The sequence below is a fragment of the Pseudomonas sp. R1-1 genome, from assembly GCF_051132135.1.
Lineage (GTDB): Bacteria > Pseudomonadota > Gammaproteobacteria > Pseudomonadales > Pseudomonadaceae > Aquipseudomonas.
Window position 1 is genome coordinate 4,036,585 of sequence record NZ_CP071663.1, and the last position, 18,741, is coordinate 4,055,325.

At 62.0% G+C, this 18,741-nt stretch carries 11 protein-coding genes; 8 read left to right on the top strand and 3 right to left on the bottom strand.

Annotation, left to right across the window (positions count from 1 at the left end):
* Nucleotides 1-337: 337 nt before the first annotated feature.
* Nucleotides 338-1,672 carry a lysine N(6)-hydroxylase/L-ornithine N(5)-oxygenase family protein gene (locus J3P75_RS18110; RefSeq protein ID WP_434707685.1) on the bottom strand — a complete coding sequence of 445 codons (1,335 nt, stop codon included), beginning with the start codon at nt 1,670-1,672 and terminating at the stop codon, nt 338-340.
* A gap of 134 nt (nt 1,673-1,806) precedes the next feature.
* Nucleotides 1,807-2,289, bottom strand: coding sequence for a sigma-70 family RNA polymerase sigma factor (locus J3P75_RS18115; RefSeq protein ID WP_434707686.1), 483 nt, complete (start codon nt 2,287-2,289; stop codon nt 1,807-1,809).
* Between the two features lie 324 nt (nt 2,290-2,613).
* Here J3P75_RS18115 and J3P75_RS18120 point away from each other — a divergent pair, with 324 nt between their 5' ends.
* Genes J3P75_RS18120 through J3P75_RS18130 form a run of 3 tightly spaced genes read left to right on the top strand, consistent with a single transcriptional unit; the run spans nt 2,614 to nt 7,159 of the window.
* Nucleotides 2,614-3,786, top strand: a complete 1,173-nt coding sequence (locus tag J3P75_RS18120; protein WP_434707687.1) for an efflux RND transporter periplasmic adaptor subunit — start codon at nt 2,614-2,616, stop codon at nt 3,784-3,786.
* On the top strand, nt 3,787-5,760 hold the full coding sequence (locus tag J3P75_RS18125) for a MacB family efflux pump subunit (RefSeq protein WP_434707688.1): 1,974 nt from the start codon (nt 3,787-3,789) through the stop codon (nt 5,758-5,760). It begins immediately after the preceding gene.
* Nucleotides 5,761-5,767: 7 nt separating this feature from the next.
* The gene (locus J3P75_RS18130) at nt 5,768-7,159 is read left to right on the top strand and encodes an efflux transporter outer membrane subunit (RefSeq protein ID WP_434707689.1); all 1,392 of its coding nucleotides are present in this window, start codon (nt 5,768-5,770) and stop codon (nt 7,157-7,159) included.
* 726 nt (nt 7,160-7,885) lie between these two features.
* On the opposite strand, the gene pvdP is transcribed toward J3P75_RS18130, so the two are convergent.
* On the bottom strand, nt 7,886-9,505 hold the full coding sequence (pvdP, locus tag J3P75_RS18135) for a pyoverdine maturation tyrosinase PvdP (protein ID WP_434707690.1): 1,620 nt from the start codon (nt 9,503-9,505) through the stop codon (nt 7,886-7,888).
* A 185-nt stretch (nt 9,506-9,690) separates the two neighbouring features.
* Here pvdP and pvdM point away from each other — a divergent pair, with 185 nt between their 5' ends.
* The 5 genes from pvdM to J3P75_RS18160 all read left to right on the top strand — a co-directional run bounded on the left by pvdM (nt 9,691) and on the right by J3P75_RS18160 (nt 17,655).
* Complete coding sequence (gene pvdM / locus J3P75_RS18140) at nt 9,691-11,061, top strand: pyoverdine-tailoring dipeptidase-like protein PvdM (RefSeq protein WP_434707691.1); 1,371 nt, start codon at nt 9,691-9,693, stop codon at nt 11,059-11,061.
* Entirely contained in the window at nt 11,058-12,338 is a 1,281-nt protein-coding gene (gene pvdN / locus J3P75_RS18145; protein WP_434707692.1) for a pyoverdine-tailoring periplasmic protein PvdN, read from the top strand. Before pvdM ends, pvdN begins: the two co-directional genes overlap by 4 nt.
* A gap of 29 nt (nt 12,339-12,367) precedes the next feature.
* Nucleotides 12,368-13,276, top strand: a complete 909-nt coding sequence (pvdO, locus tag J3P75_RS18150) for a dihydropyoverdine dehydrogenase (RefSeq protein WP_434707693.1) — start codon at nt 12,368-12,370, stop codon at nt 13,274-13,276.
* 149 nt (nt 13,277-13,425) lie between these two features.
* Nucleotides 13,426-15,075 (top strand): cyclic peptide export ABC transporter, encoded by a 1,650-nt coding sequence (locus tag J3P75_RS18155; RefSeq protein WP_434707694.1) that lies wholly within the window; start codon nt 13,426-13,428, stop codon nt 15,073-15,075.
* Between the two features lie 117 nt (nt 15,076-15,192).
* Nucleotides 15,193-17,655, top strand: coding sequence for a TonB-dependent siderophore receptor (locus J3P75_RS18160; RefSeq protein ID WP_434707695.1), 2,463 nt, complete (start codon nt 15,193-15,195; stop codon nt 17,653-17,655).
* Nucleotides 17,656-18,741 lie beyond the last annotated feature (1,086 nt).

An 18,741-nucleotide genomic window follows, 5' to 3' on the forward strand; every position in this document is an offset into this window, starting at 1 on the left:
GCAGCAGGTTTCAGCTGGCTCCCACAGGGGTTCCGGGGCGAACACCGATTTTGTGTTCACAACCCTCCACTGTGGGAGCTAGCCTGCTAGCGATTGCGGTGTGTCTGGCGCAGCAGATTTCAGCTGGCTCCCACAGGGGTTCCGGGGCGAACACCGATTTTGTGTTCACAACCCTCCACTGTGGGAGCTAGCCTGCTAGCGATTGTGGTGTGTCTGGCGCAGCAGGTTTCAGCTGGCTCCCACAGGGGTTCCGGGGCGAACACCGATTTTGTGTTCACAACCCTCCACTGTGGGAGCTAGCCTGCTAGCGATTGCGGTGTGTCTGGCGCAGCAGATTTCAGCTGGCAGTCGCCAGCAGCAGATCCGCCACCGACCGCTGCCCACGGTGCCTGCCATGCTCGTATAGCGAACCGGCAATTTCGTCCGCGCGGATCGGCAGCACCGACAGCAAGGTGTCGCTCAGGCCATGGCTGGCCTGGCAGAAGCCCTGCATGTAGATGCCGGCCTTGCAGCGCTCATCGGTGATCAGTTTGTAATGGCGGTCAACCTCGAACTCGCCCAGATACTCTTCCAGCGGCGCCAGCAGCTTGCGGTGCATCTGCCGTTCATAACCGGTGGCCAGCACCACCGCATCGTAATGCCGCACGGTGACTTCGCCGGTGGCGTTGTTGCGCACCGCCAGTTCGACACCGTTGTCAGTCGCAGTGGCGCTCTCGACGGTGGTCAGGGTGCGGAAGGCATGCCGGGCGATCCCGGAGACCTTTTGCCGATAGAAGATGCCGTAGATGCGTTCGATCAGGTCGATGTCGACCACCGAGTAGTTGGTGTTGTGATACTCGTTGACCAGACGCTCACGCTCGGCGCTGTTCTGCTGGAACACCAGGTCGGTGAATTCCGGCGAGAACACTTCGTTGACGAACGGGCTGTCGTCCGCCGGCTTCAGCGCCGAACCGCGCAAGATCATGTCGACCTGCACCGACGGGAACGAATCGTTGAGATCGATGAACGCTTCTGCCGCGCTCTGCCCACCGCCGATGATGGCGATGCTCATCGGCTGATTGTTCACGCACGGCTGTTTGGCCATTTGCGACAGGTACTGCGAGTGATGGAAGACCCGGCGATCGCCCTTCAGCGCCTTGAACGCCTCGGGAATACGCGGGGTACCGCCGGCACTGACCACCACCGAACGCGTGGTGCGCACGTACTGCTGGCCGTCGCTGCCACGGGAAATCACCCGCAACGCCTCGACCTGCTGGTTATGCAGGACCGGTTCGATGGTCAACACTTCTTCGCCGTAACGGCTCTGCGCGGTGAACTGCCCGGCCACCCAGCGCAGGTAGTCGTTGTACTCCATGCGGCATGGGTAAAACGTGCCGAGGTTGATGAAATCGACCAGACGGCCGTGATACTTCAGATAGTTAACGAACGAATAGGGGCTGGTCGGATTGCGCAGGGTCACCAGGTCCTTGAGGAAGGAAATCTGCAATTCGCTCTGGGTCGACAGGGTGTTGCCGTGCCAGCTGTAATCGGCCTGCTTGTCGAGGAACAGCACATCCAGCTCGCCGTGGGTCGGCCCGCGCTCTTGCAGAGCGATGGCCAGCGCCAGGTTCGAAGGGCCGAAACCGACGCCGATCAGGTCGTGAACGATGGGCGATGCAATTGCCTGAGTCATTTCCAGTGTCCTCTGGATGAACCCCTCAACAAGGGGCAAGGAGAGCCTAAGTGACCCGACTGGCCTTGAGCAGGACAGCAGGTCGTCTGTTGAGTAGGAACGAGGACAGGGAAATAAAATTTAACGGTGCCGGCTCAATGGGCGTCCCATTGCTTGATCCGCTGGCGGCAATGTTTCATCGCGTTGACGATGTGTTTTTCCACCAGCGCCTTGGAAATACCCAATTGCTCGGCGATTTCCGGGTGCGACAGGCCTTCGATCTTGCGCAGCAGGAAACTGTCGCGGCACAGCGGCGGCAACTCGGCCAGGGCGCGCTGCAGCATGTCAAGTCGCTGACCATGGTCGAGCGTGCTGTGCGGCGACGGAGTGAAGTAGCGCTCTTCGTTGTCGAGCACTTCCAGTGATTCGACCTGGCGCAGGGCATTGCGCCGATGGTCGTCGATGACCAGGTTCAACGCCGTGCGGTAGAGAAATGCGCGGGGCTGTTCGATCGGGGTTTCGCTGGAGCGTTCGAGCACCCGCAGATAAGCGTCATGCACCACATCTTCGGCGACCTGACGGTTGCCGAGCTTGGCGTTCAGGAAACACACCAGCTCTCGATAGTAGTTTTCCAACATGACTCCCGGCCGCAAACCTGCGGTTTCTGTCCTTGAGCGCACTGTTCGGCGACGCCGCAAACGGCAGTAGCAAGATAGTGGCAACTTGAGGAGCGTAATTTATAGTAATTCTCATATAGATTTAAAGTAGTGTTTGGCCTTGACCGACAAATAGTGCGGTTCTATAGCTGTAACTTTGTGTGTCCCCGCTTAAATTCCCCTGCCCTTGCCACGTTTACAGGACAGCTTCCCGTGTCTGTCGCGCCCAGTGACAGCGTTCGATGTGGCCCCAACCTGATTGTGCCAGCCGAACGACGGGCCGATTTCCACTGGCCGGAACCCTGCATGAAACGTCCCCGCCCTGCCCGACGCGCCCTGCTCGTAGTCCTCTGTCTGATCCCGGTTGTCGGTTACGCCGCGTGGCAGATGCTGCCACCGGGTCGGGAAAAATTTGCCACCGTGCTAGTGTCGCGCGGGGATATAGAAAGCAGCGTCACCGCCCTCGGCACCCTGCAACCGCGCCGCTATGTGGACGTCGGTGCGCAGGCTTCCGGGCAGATTCGCAAGATCCACGTCGAAGTCGGTGACGTGGTCAAGGAAGGCCAGTTGCTGGTGGAAATCGATCCGTCGACGCAAAAAGCCAAACTCGACGCCGGGCGTTTCTCGATTGAAAACCTCAAGGCGCAATGGCAGGAGCAGCGCGCCCAGCACGAACTGGCGCAGCAGAAATACCAGCGTCAGCAAAACCTCGCGGCTGGCGGCGCGACCCGTGAAGAAGACGTGCAGACCGCCCGCGCCGAACTGAAAGCCACGCAAGCACGCATCGACATGTTCCAGGCGCAGATACGCCAGGCCGAAGCCAGCCTGCGCAGCGATCAGGCCGAACTCGGCTACACGCAGATCTACGCGCCGATGGCCGGCACCGTGGTTGCCCTCGACGCACGCGAAGGCCAGACCCTGAATGCCCAGCAACAGACGCCACTAATTTTGCGCATCGCCAAGCTGTCGCCGATGACCGTGTGGGCCGAGGTCTCGGAAGCCGATATCGGCCACGTCAAACCGGGCATGACCGCGTACTTCACCACACTCAGCGGCGGCAACCGGCGCTGGAGCAGTAAGGTCCGACAGATTTTGCCGGTGCCACCCAAGCCGCTGGACCAGACCAGCCAGGGCGGCGGCAGCCCGGCCAGCAGCAGTAAAAGCGGCAGCGCCCGGGTGGTGCTTTACACCGTGCTGCTGGATGTCGATAACGCCGACAACGCCCTGATGGCGGAGATGACCACGCAGGTGTTCTTCGTCGCCGATCAGGCTAGAGACGTACTCACCGCGCCGGTGGCCGCCCTGCAAGGCAGCAGCAGAGCTGATCGGCAGACCGCGCAAGTGGTCGCCGCCAACGGCAAGATCGAATCCCGCGAAGTGCGCACCGGCATCAGTGACCGGCTCAAGGTGCAGATTCTCGACGGCCTCAATGAAGGCGATCATCTGCTGATCGGCCCGGCCAGCGGCAGCGGGGGTTGAATGCAAACGCCCCTGATCGACCTGCGGGACATCCGCAAATCCTACGGTGGTGGCGACGCGCCGCAAGTGCATGTGCTGCGCGGCATTGACCTGGCGATCCACGCCGGTGAATTCGTGGCGATTGTCGGCGCGTCCGGCTCCGGCAAATCGACGCTGATGAACATCCTCGGCTGCCTCGACCGGCCGACCTGTGGCGAATACCGTTTTGCCGGGGAAAACGTCGCCGGCCTGGACAGCGATGAACTGGCCTGGCTGCGTCGCGAAGCGTTCGGTTTCGTGTTTCAGGGCTATCACCTGATTCCGTCCGGCTCGGCCCAGGAAAACGTCGAGATGCCGGCGATCTATGCCGGCACCCCGGCCGCCGAACGTCATGCCCGCGCCGCCGCCCTGCTCGACCGTCTCGGTCTGGCCTCGCGCACCGGCAACCGTCCGCACCAGTTGTCCGGCGGCCAGCAACAGCGGGTCTCGATCGCCCGCGCCTTGATGAACGGCGGCCACATCATTCTCGCCGACGAACCAACCGGCGCCCTCGACAGCCACAGCGGCAAAGAGGTCATGGCGCTGCTTGACGAATTGGCGAGTCAGGGTCATGTGGTGATTCTTATCACCCATGACCGCGAAGTGGCGGCGCGGGCCAAACGCATCATCGAAATCAGTGACGGTCTGATCATCAGTGACAGCGCCCGGGACAACCCCGAAGCCCAGACCAGCGCCACCCCCGGCGCCTTGCAAGCGGTCGACCTGCGCAAGCGCCTGAGCGAAGGTGCCGAAGCCACCGGCGCGTGGAAAGGCGAACTGGTCGACGCCCTGCACGCGGCGTGGCGGGTGATGTGGATCAACCGCTTCCGTACGGCATTGACCCTGCTGGGGATCATCATCGGCGTGGCCTCGGTGGTAGTGATGCTCGCCGTCGGCGAAGGCAGCAAGCGCCAGGTCATGGCGCAGATGGGCGCGTTCGGCTCGAACATCATTTACCTCAGCGGCTCGGCGCCCAATCCGCGCACGCCGCCAGGGATCGTCACCCTCGATGACGTGCGGGCTCTGGCAAGCCTGCCGCAAGTGCAACGGATCATGCCGGTCAATGGCGCCGAGGCCGGCGTACGCTTCGGCAATGCCGACCATTTGAGTTACGTCGGCGGCAACGACACGAACTTCCCGGCGATTTTCAACTGGCCGGTGGTGCAAGGCAGCTACTTCACCGAGGCCGACGAAGCCAACGCAGCCGCCGTCGCGGTGATCGGCCATAAGGTACGAATCAAACTGCTCAAGGACATCGCCAACCCGATCGGCCAATACATCCTGATCGAGAACGTACCGTTTCAGGTGGTCGGCGTGCTCGCGGAAAAAGGCGCGAGTTCCGGCGACTCCGACAGCGACAACCGCATCGCCATCCCCTACTCCGCTGCCAGTGTTCGGCTGTTCGGTACGCGCGATCCTGAGTACGTCGCCATTGCTGCCACCGACGCCGGCAAGGTCAAGGACGCCGAGCAGGCCATCGAACAACTGATGCTGCAATTGCACAACGGCAAGAAAGATTTCGAGCTGACCAACAACGCCGCGATGATCCAGGCCGAAGCGCGCACGCAGAACACCCTGTCGCTGATGCTCGGTTCGATTGCGGCGATTTCGCTGCTGGTCGGCGGCATCGGCGTGATGAACATCATGCTGATGACCGTGCGCGAACGCACCCGTGAGATCGGTATTCGCATGGCCACCGGTGCGCGCCAACGCGACATCCTCCGTCAGTTCCTCACCGAGGCGGTGGTGCTGTCGGTGGTCGGCGGCATCGCCGGGATCGCCCTGGCACTGATTGTGGGTGGTGTGCTGATTCTCAGTGAAGTCGCCGTCGCCTTCTCGTTGCTGGCGTTGCTCGGCGCGTTTGCCTGCGCCCTGGTGACCGGCGTCGTCTTCGGCTTCATGCCGGCCCGCAAAGCTGCCCGGCTCGACCCGGTCACGGCCCTTACCAGTGAATGATCGATCTATGAAACCGCGTCTCAGTGTGTTGACCGTGTGCCTGATGCTCAGCGCTTGCGGCAGTCCCGTTCAGCGCCCGGACAGCGGCGTGCAGGCACCGGCGGCCTGGCAATCGCCGCACGCCGCCAGCGTCGCCCATAGTGATCGGCAATGGTGGACAGAATTTGCCAGCGCGGAACTCGATCGCCTGATCGAACAGGCCCGCCTCGGCAGTTTCGACCTCGCCGCAGCGGTTGCGCGCGTGCGCCAGGCCCAGGCCGGCACGGTGATTGCCGGTGGCTCGCAGTTGCCGGAGGTCAAGGCCGGGCTCAACGGCAATCGGCAAAAACTGCTGCGCGGCAATGGCTACAGCCAGCTCGATGCCGACAGCAGCAACCAGGCCGTGGACTATTTCGATGCCAGCCTGAGCGCAACCTACGAAGTCGATTTCTGGGGCGGTAAGCGTGCCTCCCGCGACAGTGCGCAGTTCACTTTGCAGGCCAGCGAGTTTGATCGCGCGACGGTCGAACTGACCCTGCTCAGCAGCATCGCCACAACGTATGCGCAGACCCTGGCGCTGCGCGAGCAAAGCCGCATCGCTGAACTGAATCTGGCCAACGCGCAACGGGTGCTGAAACTGGTGCAGACACGCTTCGATTCAGGCTCGGCCACGGCGCTGGAACTGGCGCAACAGAAGAGTCTGGTCGCCGCCCAGCAATGGCAATTGCCGCGCGTGCAACAGGAGGCTCAAGCCGCGTTGATCAGCCTCGCGGCCCTGCTCGGCCAACCGGTGCAACAACTGGCGCCGAGCGGTTCGTTCGAAGACCTGCAATGGCCCGAGATTGCGGCCGGCATCCCCAGCGACCTGCTCAGCCGGCGCCCGGACATCGCCCGCGCCGAAGCGCAACTGGCCGCCGCCGAGGCCGACGTCAAGGTCGCCCGCGCGGCGATGCTGCCGACGCTGACATTGACGGCGCAACTCGGCTCCGGTGCCGATCAGTTCGATGATGTGTTGCGCAGCCCTTTTTACAATCTCACTGCTGGTCTGGTCGCGCCGATCTTCAACAATGGCCGTCTCGGCGCCGAACGTGACAAGGCCACGGCGCGCCAGCAGGAACTGCTGGAAACCTACCGCGGCGCGATCATCAATGGTTTTGCCGATGTGGAAAAAGCTTTGAACAGCATTCGTCGTCTGGATGAGCAGCGACGGTGGCAATCCGAGGAGTTGAGTCAGGCGCAGACGGCTTTCAATATCGCCCAGAGCCGCTACGAAGCGGGCGCTGAGGATCTGCTTACGGTGCTGGAGACTCAGCGCACGCTGTATGCCGCGCAGGATCAGCAGGTGCAGCTGCGGCTGGCGCGGGTGCAGGCGAGTATTGCGTTGTACAAGGCGTTGGGGGGTGGGTGGCGGGCGCTGTGATTGAGCGCTTTCAGCCGACCAGCTTTGCACCGGCGTTCGCAGTTTCCCTGTGGGAGCTTGCCTGCAAGCGATGGCGGTTTGTCAGGCTATAATGTTCTGACTGACCGGGTACATATCCGTTGCTGCGGGTGTTGCGGCTGGCGGTTTCGCCCTTACGGCGAGTCCCTTTTTCAAACGCCAAAAAGGAACCAAAAGGCTTTGCTCCTACGTACGGCCCTCGCAGGCTCGGGTCCCTTCGCTGCGGAATCGATCCGGGCGCAGCGGCTACGGTTTGCTTCGCTGCACCTCCTTCCGCTGTGTCTGGCTGCGCCAGACGGTCGCTGCGCTCCCACACCCGGATCAATCCCTCCGCTCAGCCTTCCGATGTCGCTGGTTAGGCAAGATCAAGATCAAGGGCACTCGAGCTGGCGCTCATTGTTGAGTGGTTAGAAGCGGTGCATGGCTTGAGATTTTCGGTGGATTCGCCCCTCACCCCAGCCCTCTCCCGAGGGAGAGGGGGCCGATTTGTGGGCTTTTCAAATAATTGCGTACGACTCGATATTTCATGTCGGCGTAGCTCTCACATACACCTCAGTCAGTCCCCTCTCCCTCTGGGAGAGGGCTAGGGTGAGGGGCTTTTGATTTTGCTTTTGATTTTGCTTGTGCTCTGGCTCTCGATTCTGACGCCATTGCACTCGGTTCATTTGCGAGAGCGAGCCTGCTCGCGAATGAACAATGACCCAGCCCTCAAGCCGGGCTGGTTTTAGCCTTCAGGTTGCGTGCATACCAAGGTCGTTGCGGCACGCGGCGGAACAGGCCGGCGAGCTTTTCTTCGTCGGTGAGGAAGGTGATGCGCAGTGCCAGTTTCATGGTTTCCGGGTCCATTTCGACTGTTTTGCCTGTCTGCAAGCCGGGCGTGGTGCTGCAGCCGTGGGTGATCGGGCCCAGCCATGGGTCGTCGATTTCGACCCAGCGCCCCGGGGCGAACCAGGGCACGCCATTGACTTGCAGGCGCTTGACTTCGCCCGGATGAAAACGCTCATGGGCGCGAAACCAGTCTTCGATGCGGTCATCGATCCAGCCGTGGAAATACCAGAACGCCGGATTGACGTGCGAGGAAAACGGATCGCCGAGGAAGTCGTTTTCAGGGCGGTACCAGCGCGCGGCGAAGTCGGCCGGATCGCGTGCGAACGGCACCGGTTGGCCATTCGATGGATCGCGCGGCACCGAGGCCCAGCGCATGTGCAGCCAGTCGTGCAGGCCCAGCTCGACCTCGGAGCCGAACTGGCCCAGGGTCAGTCTGGCCAGGTACGCCGGATCACGGTACTGCGACTCCCAGACCTGGAAGTTGCTCTCGTAGGTTTCGGCGGTTTTGATGTCGCTGACCCACTGGCTGAATTCATCATCGCCGGCGGCGGTCCAGGTCGGCGGTAACGCGGTGCCGTCGTGGTTATCGAAATAGCGGGCAAAACCGGGCCGGTCGCGGATCAGTTCCGGTTGCGGCAGCGGGAAGTACTCCCACGATGGCAGATCCTGCATCGAGCGCGCGGTGCCCAGCATGTGCCGATGCATGAAAAAGAAGTCCACGCCGGAACCGTTGCGATCCTTGCGCGGGCCACGGGCATCGCGCTCGTGATCGCGAGGGCCAGGTTGCCAGCCGATGCCGCGTAGCGCCTCGCGCTTGTCCTCGGGAAGTTTGTGCCACTTGTCACGGGTCGCATGCCACAACTGGTGAAACAGGCGATGCTCGGGGGAAACCAGCCACGCCAGCAATGTTTGATTCAGCGGTGTGCGCTCGCGGGCTTCGGGGAACAGCTGTTTGACCGCAACGAAACGGTTGTCCTGCGCCAGCAGGTTCAATGGTCGGTCAAGACGCAGCGCCTTGCCGCTGAGAGTGCCGCTGCCGGCATTGCCGAAGTCGGCCCAGACTTCATCGAGGACCATTTCCAGCTCATAGCCGATCTGGCCATCGGCGCCGATCAACCGCCAACTGAGTTTCGCGGCATCGGCCTTGGCCAGATCGCCGAGAATTCGGTAACGCGGGGTGTCGTCAGAGCGCAAGCGCTGCGGCGTGTCGAGGAAGCCACAGACGCCGCGGCCTTTCTGGCCGATGTCGAGGAACACTTGCAGGCCGGTTTTCGGCAAGCCTTCAAGGCCGGCATCGGCGCCTTCGAAACGGATGTCCCAGACTCCGCGCAAGGCGTTCGCCAGGCGCTGGCCGGCCACGTCCGCCACATCGAAAGAGGCTTCGCCCGGGGTGATCGTCGGGTCCGGTCTGGTCCATTCGCGATGCCCGAAATAAGCCGCTGGCACGGCCGCGCCGGTCAGCGCCAGACCGGCCATGAACCATCGTCGAGAAATCTTCATTGCCCTACCTGTGTCAGCCATGAAGCAGGCTTTATCCAAGCTAGAACGTTTGTTGCTCCGGCAAATTTAAGCGGCGTGTTCGCCGGCATGCGGCCAGCCTAAATTTCCCCGCCGATCGCTCGTTCTTCCCAGATAGCAAAGGCCGCCGCGCCTGCACCTCACTGGCGAACCCGACTGAGATGGCAATGACAAAACCACGTTCGAAAAAGGCTCTATTCATCGGCCTGCCGTTAGCCCTGGCGATCAGCGCTGGCGCCGGCTTTGCCGTGTGGCACCACTGGTTCAAGGACGATCTCGGCTACCCGGTCAAAGTGATGCAACAGGCAGATGAACTGCACGAACGCATGCTGTCCTTCGACAGCCACGTCAGCCTGACGCAGAACTTCGGCACCGATGGCCACGAAGCCGACAAGGACGGCGACGGTCAGTTCGACCTGGCCAAGGCCAATCGCGGGCGACTGTCCGGTGCGGCGCTGACCATCTTCGGCTGGCCGGAAATGTGGAACGGCCCGAACGCCCCGCACAAACCGACTCCCGGCTTCGTCGATGAGGCGCGCAACCAGCAGGAAATCCGCTTCAAGATTATCAGCGGCATGGTTCGCGACTATCCCAATCAAGTCGCCATCGCCTACACGCCGGACGATTTCCGTCGCCTGCACGGCGAGGGTAAATTCGCGATTTTCATCAGCATGCTCAACGCCTACCCGCTGGGCCACGACCTGAACCTGCTGGATCTATGGACGGCGCGTGGCATGCGCATGTTCGGCTTCAGCTACATCGGCAATAACGACTGGGCCGACTCGTCGCGGCCGCTGCCGTTTCTCAACGACTCACCGGACGCCCTCGACGGCCTCTCGGCTCTGGGCAAGCAAGCGGTCAAGCGTCTCAACGATCTGGGGGTGATCATCGATGTGTCGCAAATGTCGACCAAGGCCCTTGAGCAAGTCGCGCAACTCAGCCGTACTCCGCTGATCGCCTCGCATTCGGCGCCGCGGGCGATGGTCGATATTCCGCGCAACCTCAGCGACAAGGAAATGCAACTGATCAAGAACAGTGGCGGCGTGGTGCAGATCGTCGCGTTTTCGCAGTACCTGCGCCCGCTGACCCAAGCCACGCAGGACAAACTCAACGAGATGCGCAAGGACTTCGACCTGCCACCGCTGCCGAACCTGGCCATGGCCTTGATGCCCGGCGACCCGATCATCGCGGCATGGTCCGAGCAGAAATTCGGCCAGTACGCCAGCCGCCTCTACGGCATCCTCGAGGAGGAGCCGAAAGCCAGCCTCAAGGACTTCGGCAACGCCATCGATTACGCCGTCCGCAAGATCGGCATCGACCATGTCGGCATCAGTTCCGACTTCAACGAGGGCGGCGGCGTCAAAGGCTTCGAAAACGTCGGTGAGATCCGCAACGTCACCGCCGAGCTGATCTCGCGCGGCTACTCCGAGGCGGACATTGCCAAGCTGTGGGGCGGTAACTTCCTGCGCGTCTGGGATGAAGTCGAGAAAGCCGCGAAACCGGCACTGGCCACCGCGCCGGGAATCGCCACGCCATGAGCAATCGTCGCGACTTTCTCAAGCAGGCCGGGATTCTCGCCGCCGCGCTGCCGCTGGGGGCGAGCCTGCCGAGTGTCGCCCGTGCGGCAAGCAATGCACCGCAGCCGCGTAACCAGTGGGCGCAATTGCAGCAACTGTTCGAGCAGGACCCGGACTCTCTGCACTTCTCCAACTTCCTTATCACTTCGCACCCCAGACCGGTGCGCGAGGCGATTGCCCGGCATCGCGCCGCCCTCGATAAAAATCCCGGCCTGGCCATGGATTGGGATTTGGGGGTGATCGAACAGCGGGAAGAAAACGTGCGGGTCTGGGCCGGCCGTTACCTTGAAGCCAGCCCGAAACAGATCGCGCTGACCGGCAGCACCACCGAAGGCCTGGCGACGATTTACGGTGGCGTGCATGTACGCGCCGATCAGGAGATCCTCACCACCGTCCATGAGCATTACGCCACCCACACCACCCTTGCGCTGCGCAGCGAACGTGACGGTACGCGGGTGCGCAAAATCGCGCTGTTCAAGGACGTGTTCAGCGCCAGCCAAGCCGAAATCCTGGCCAACATCGACAATGCGATCCGCCCGCAAACCCGCGTACTGGGCATGTGCTGGGTGCATTCCGGCAGTGGCCTGAAGCTGCCGATCGGCGAAATCGGCGCAATCGTCGACAAGCACAATCGCGGTCGCAGCGATGCCGACCGCATCGTCTACGTGGTCGACGGCGTGCATGGCTTCGGCGTCGACAACCTGAACTTCGCGCAGATGAATTGCGACTTCTTTATCGCCGGCACACACAAATGGATGTTCGGCCCACGGGGCACCGGGATCATTTGCAGCCGCTTCGAGGAGGTGAAATATGTCACCCCGGTGATTCCGACCTTCTCCGAGGCCACCGCGTTTTCCACCACGATGACGCCCGGCGGCTATCACGCCTTCGAGCACCGCTGGGCGCTGGACGAAGCGTTCAAGTTGCATCTGCAACTGGGCAAAGCCGAGGTCGAAGCGCGGATTCATGCGCTCAACAGTTACCTCAAGCAACGCCTGCAACAACGTCCGCAGATCGAGCTGGTGACGCCGCTGAGCCCGCAGTTGTCCGCCGGTTTCACCTTCTTCCGGGTCAGGGGCAAGGACAGTGACAAGGTCGCTGCGCACCTGATGGCCAACCGCGTGATTGCCGATGCCGTGCACCGCGACGTCGGCCCGGTGATCCGCACCGCCCCCGGTCTGCTCAACGACGAAGCGCAGATCGACCGCCTGCTGGCCGTGCTCGACCAGGCCCTGTGAGCATCCTTCTTCTTTTAGCGAGAGCCGCCATGAAATCCGTACCACGTCGTTTTCTTCTGCAGCCACTGCCGGCGTTAATGCTCGGTACCCTCGCCGTCCTGTTGTCGCCGACTGCCGCCCAGGCCAGCACCCCGCTGGCACCCGGCAAAGTGTTCAAGGACTGCAAGGACTGCCCGGAAATGGTCGTGCTGCCGACCGGCACGTTCACCATGGGCACCCCGGAGGACGAAGTCGGACGCGAGCCCGACGAAGGCCCGATGCACCCGGTGACGTTCGCCAAGCCGCTGGCGATCAGCCGTTTCCAGATTCTCAAAGGTCAGTGGGACGCCTACCTCAAGGACACCGGCTATCAAATGCCCGATGGCGACACGCGCCCCGGCCGGGCGTGCAAGGCCGGGATTCCCGACTATCAGGGCAGCGACCCGCGCAAGCAGTACACCGACAGGCATCCGGCGGTGTGCATGGACTTTGCGGAAATCGAGGCCTACGTGGCGTGGCTATCGAAAAAGACCGGCAAGGCTTATCGGCTGGTCAGCGAATCCCTGCGCGAATACGCCGCCCGTGGCGGCAGCAGCGGCCCGTTCCCCTTCCCCTTCGATGAGGGCAAGGAATACAGCATCGCCCGACACGCCAACACCTATGGCGCCGCCGATGGCTACAACTTCACCGCGCCGGCCGGCAGTTTGCCGGCCAACGCCTTCGGCGTCTACGACATGCACGGCAACCTCTATGAATGGACCGCCGATTGCTACAACGACAACTACGTCGGCGCGCCAAGTGATGGCAGCGCCTGGCTGAGCGGCAAGTGCGAAGTGCGGCGCATCCGTGGCAACGACTGGGGTGAAGCGCCGGTGTTTTCCCGCTCGGGCAATCGCAACGCCACCTACACCGACACCCGCGGCGACTGGATCGGCTTTCGCGTCGCCCGCGATCTGTAACGCCTGCGCACGGCTAAATTCGCCGTCCTGCCAGCCGTTTTACAGGTGAGCGCGAACCGCCACGGCGCGCCACCGCCCTCTACGTCATCCAGGCGAAACCCGCGCTCCGGCATGCCGGGCTTCGCCGCTCTTTCAAGCAGGGAACCTCCATGAGCAAACCAACACGCGGGGTGATCAACGAATTGTTCGCGCTGCTCAAACCCTTTCGGCTGATCGTCATCGTCTCGACCCTGCTCGGCATGCTCGGCGGGCTGAGCGTCACCGCATTGCTGGCGACCATCAACAGCGTGCTGCACAGCGAAGGCGCCGTCAGCAACAGCATGGTCGCGGTGTTCGCCGGGTTGTGCCTGCTGGCCCTGACCAGCTCGATTTGCTCCGACATCGGCACCAACCATGTCGGCCAGCATATCATTGCCAGATTGCGCAAAGAGCTGGGTGAGAAAGTCCTCTCGGCGCCCATCGAGCAGATCGAACGCTACCGCAGCCACCGGCTGATACCGGTGTTGACCCACGACGTCGACACCATCAGCGACTTCGCGTTTGCTTTTGCCCCACTGGCGATTTCCATGACCGTCACGCTCGGCTGCATGGGCTATCTGGCCATGTTGTCGTGGCCGATGTTCCTGATGGTGGTGGTGGCGATTGCGCTGAGCACGGTCATCCAGTACATCGCCCGCGGCCGCGGCATGCAGGGCTTCATGAAGGCCCGCGACTACGAAGACGAGCTGCAGAAGAACTACCACGCCGTGGCTGAAGGCGCGAAAGAGCTGCGCATCCACCGCCCGCGCCGCCATCGCATGTTCGTCTCGGGCATCGAAGGCACGGCGAACAAGATCTGCGACACCCAGGTGCGCTCGGTGAACATTTTCGTCATCGCCAAGACGCTCGGCTCGATGCTGTTTTTCGTGGTGATTGGCCTGGCGCTGGTCCTGCAATCGTTCTGGCCGAGCGCGGACAAAGCGGTGATCAGCGGTTTCGTGCTGGTATTGCTGTACATGAAAGGCCCGCTGGAGCACCTGATCAGTACGCTGCCGATTGTCAGCCGCGCACAGATCGCCTTCCGCCGCATCGCCGATCTGTCGGAACAATTTTCCTCGCCCGAACCGCACCTGCTGCTCAGCGAGCAGGCGCCGAAAAACAACGCCGTACACAGCCTCGAACTGAACGATGTCACTTACAGTTTTCCGACCGTTGCAGGCGCGGCGCCCTTCCGTCTCGGGCCGGTGAACCTGAAGATCGAACAGGGCGACATCGTTTTCATCGTCGGCGAAAACGGCTGCGGCAAGACCACTCTGATCAAACTGCTGCTGGGGCTGTACGCGCCGCAGCAGGGTGAGATCCGCCTCAACGAGCAACTGATCGACGCGGCGAACCGCGATGATTATCGCCAGTTGTTCACGACGATTTTCGCCGACTATTACCTGTTCGACGACGTGGTCCAGGGCGACACGCATATCCCCGAGGACGCCAACAAATACCTGCAACGCCTGGAGATCGCGCACAAGGTCAGCGTGCGTGACGGCGCCTTCACCACCACGGACCTGTCGACCGGGCAGCGCAAGCGCCTGGCGCTGGTCAATGCGTGGCTGGAAGAACGCCCGGTGCTGGTGTTTGACGAATGGGCCGCCGATCAGGACCCGACGTTCCGGCGTATTTTCTACACCGAGCTGCTGCCCGATCTCAAACGCCTGGGCAAAACCATCATCGTCATTTCCCATGACGATCGTTACTTCGACGTGGCCGACCAACTGGTACGGATGAACGCCGGCAAAGTGCTGACCGAGCTGCAACCGGCCTGATTGTGAAAAATCTGTAAAAAAACTGTGTCGAGCCTTTCCGGTTTTCGAAGGGCTCAACGTCTTATCTACAGTTAATAGAAATAGTTCTCAGTCAACACTTTGAAGAGTAGAAGAATAATGCCCGCACCGCACGGACTCCACCCGCTCGCCAAGGCTCTGCTGATCCGCCGCTCATTCCGTTCCACCTTGCCGGCGCTGTGCGCCATGGCCCTCACCCTGCCGATCATCGGTCAGGCCCAGGCTGCAGCCGTGGCGATCAATATTCCTGCACAGTCGCTGGGGAGCGCCTTGCAGGAATTCGGTCGCCAGACCAACCTGCAAGTGCTGTACAGCCCGGATGAGGTCAGCGGTCTGCGCAGCAGCGCCGTCAGCGGCACCCTCGAACCGACGGCCGCAATCGCGCAGTTGCTCAAAGGCACCGACATTGCCTACAGCGTCGACGGCAACAACGTCGCCCTGCGCTCGCGCAGCAACAGCGGCGCCAGCCTCGACCTCGCCCCGACGAACATTTCCGCCACGGCCGAATCGGCCTGGGGCCCGGTCGACGGCATCGTCGCCAAACGCAGCGCCACCGGCTCGAAGACCGACACCGCGATCAAAGTCATCCCGCAGACCATCAACGTCGTCACCCAGGACGAAATCAAGATGCGCGGCTCGCAATCGGTCACCGAAGCCCTGCGCTACACCCCGGGCATGACCGGCGGCGGCTTCGCTGACCGGGTGAAGATTTTCGACGAGCCGACCTCGCGCGGCTTCTCGCCGACCCCGTTGTACCTCGACGGCCTGCACATGCCGTACGGCGGCGGCAGCACCGGCGGTTCGCTGCAGATCGACCCGTACACCCTGGAGCGCATCGAAGTGCTCAAGGGCCCGGCCTCGGTGCTGTACGGCCAGAACCAGCCCGGCGGTATCGTCAACATGGTCAGCAAGCGCCCGACCGCCACCCCGCTGCACGAAGTGAAGATTGGCGGCGGCAGCTATGACCGTAAATACGGCGCCTTCGACCTCGGCGGCCCGATCGACGACCAGGGCGAGTTCCTTTATCGCCTCACCGGTGTGGTCAACGACAGTGGCTCGGCGATCGACTACGCCAGCCAGAACCGCATGCTGCTCGCACCGAGCCTGACCTGGCTGCCGAACGACCGCACCACCATCACCGTCTTCGGCCAGTACCAGAAAGACCACGATGTACCGGAAGCCCAGGGCTTGCCGGCCTTCGGTACGGTCAAGAGCACTTCCAACGGCCGCATCGGCCGCAGTCTGTTCATCGGCGAGCCGGACGTGAACAAGTACCACCGCGAACAGTTCGTGGTCGGTTACGAGATCGCGCACGAACTCAACGATGTCTGGACCTTCAAGCAGAACGCACGCTACGCCGACGTCAACGACCAGTACGTCGCGCCGCTGCACGGTTATTCGTTCCCGACCAACCCGGTGACCGGCCTCGACGACAACAGCTTCCAGAGCCGCTATGCAGTGGACTGGTCGCAGCACAACAAGGTCTACGGCATCGATAACATCGCCCAGGCCAAGTTCAACACCGGCGAAGTCGACCATACCGTACTGCTGGGCGTGGACTACTACCATTCCAACTCGAAGTTCCTCGGCCTGTACGACCGCACCGCGCCGGGCATCGATCTGTACAACCCGGTGTATGGCAGCGCGATCAACTTCCGCCAGCCCTACAAGTGGGACAACACCATCACCCAGACCGGCCTCTACGCCCAGGACCAACTGCGCTGGAACCAGTGGTTCCTGACCCTCGGCGGTCGTTATGACTTCGCCGAAACCGATAACAAGCAACCCCTGAGCGGTGGCCACAGCAACCAGAAGGACGAGAAATTCACCGGCCGTGCGGGCCTGGGCTACGAGTTCGAGAACGGCATCACGCCGTACGCGAGCTACGCCGAATCGTTCCTGCCGCAAACCGGTACCGACCTGAGCGGCAGCGCCTTCGAGCCGACCACTGGCAAGCAGTACGAAGTGGGCATCAAGTACGAACCGACCTTCGTCGACGGTTTTATCCAGCTGTCGGCTTACCAGATCGACCAGGACAACATGCTGACCACCGACCTCGACAACCCGGGGTTCAGCGTGCAGAGCGGTACGGTACGTTCGCGTGGCGTGGAGCTGGAAGGCAAGGTCAACGTCACCCAGAACCTGCGTGTACTCGCCGCCGTGTCGCGTAACCAGACCAAATGGCACAGCGCCAACGATGGCCGCGAAGGTCGCACCGTGGCCATGGCTCCGCCGCTGACCGCGTCGGCATGGGTCAACTACGACTTCGATATTTCCACCGCGCTGGCCGGTTTCGGCATGGGCCTGGGGGCGCGCTATGTGCAGCAGAGTTACGGTTCGGACTACGAGTCGGATTCTTTCCAGGTGCCGTCTTACACGGTGTATGACGCGATGGTTTCCTACGATCTGGAAAAATCGCCACTGCATGTCAAGGGTGTGAAGTTGCAGGCCAACCTGCAGAACCTGACCAACGAGAAGTATGTGGCTGCGTGTAATGGCACGCTTGACTGCTACTACGGTGAGAGCCGGACGATGACGGCTGATGTGACTTACAACTGGTAAGGTTTTCAGCGCATTGAGTTTGAGAAAAACGCCGGCGATTGCTGGCGTTTTTTTTTGCGCGTGGCGGCCTCTGGGCCGGCCAGGCTCTTGGGTTTTGGGTGAATATCCGTTTTTTTGGGTGTTGCGGCTGGCGGTTTCGCCCTTACGGCGAGGCACTTTTTCCAAACGCCGAAAAAGTACCCAAAAAGGCTTGGCCCCGGCGTACGGCCCTCGCAGGCTCGGGTTCCTTCGCTCCGGGATCGATCCGGGCGCAGCGGCTACGGTTTGCTTCGCTGCACCTACTTCCGCTGTGTCTGGCTGCGCCAGACGGTCGCTACGCTCCCACCCCCGGATCAATCCCTCCACTCAGCCTGCCGAAGGGGCCGGCACGGCAGGATCAAGAGCACTCGAGCTGGCGCTCATTGTAATGAGTGGTTAGAGCGGGGGTCTGGGTTGGGTATTGGGGGTTGGGGGTTGGTTTGGTGTGGAAGATTTATGGTTATGAATGCGGATTACCGATTCGTGCGTGCAGGCTCTGCAGATCAAAAGCCCCTCACCCTAGCCCTCTCTCAGGGGGAGAGGGAACTGACTGTGGTGGATGCGAGAGCTACACCGACCTGCGATACCGAGTCGTACGTAAACTTTGAAGAGCCCACAAATCGGCTCCCTCTCCCTCGGGAGAGGGCTGGGGTGAGGGGCAAATCCACCGAAGATCTCAAGCCTTGCGGCGCTTCTAACCACTCAACAATGAGCGTTAGCTCGAGTGCTTTTGATTTTGCCTAACCAGCGACGTCGGAAGGCTGAGTGGAGGGATTGATCCGGGCGTGGGAGCGCAGCGACCGTACGACGAAGTCGTACACAGCGGAAGGAGGTGCAGCGCAGCAAACCGTAGCCGCTGCGCCCGGATCGGTCCCGGAGCGAAGGGACCCGAGCCTGCGAGGGCCGAACGCAGGAGCAAGCGTTTTGGGTTACCTTTTTGGCGTTTGAAAAAGGGTGACCCGCCGTAAGGGCGGAACCGCCAGCCGCCACACCCAAAAAAACGGATATTCACACAGCCAAACCACAGCCTGGTCGGCCCAAAGGCCGCCAAGGCCGCCAAGGCCAAAA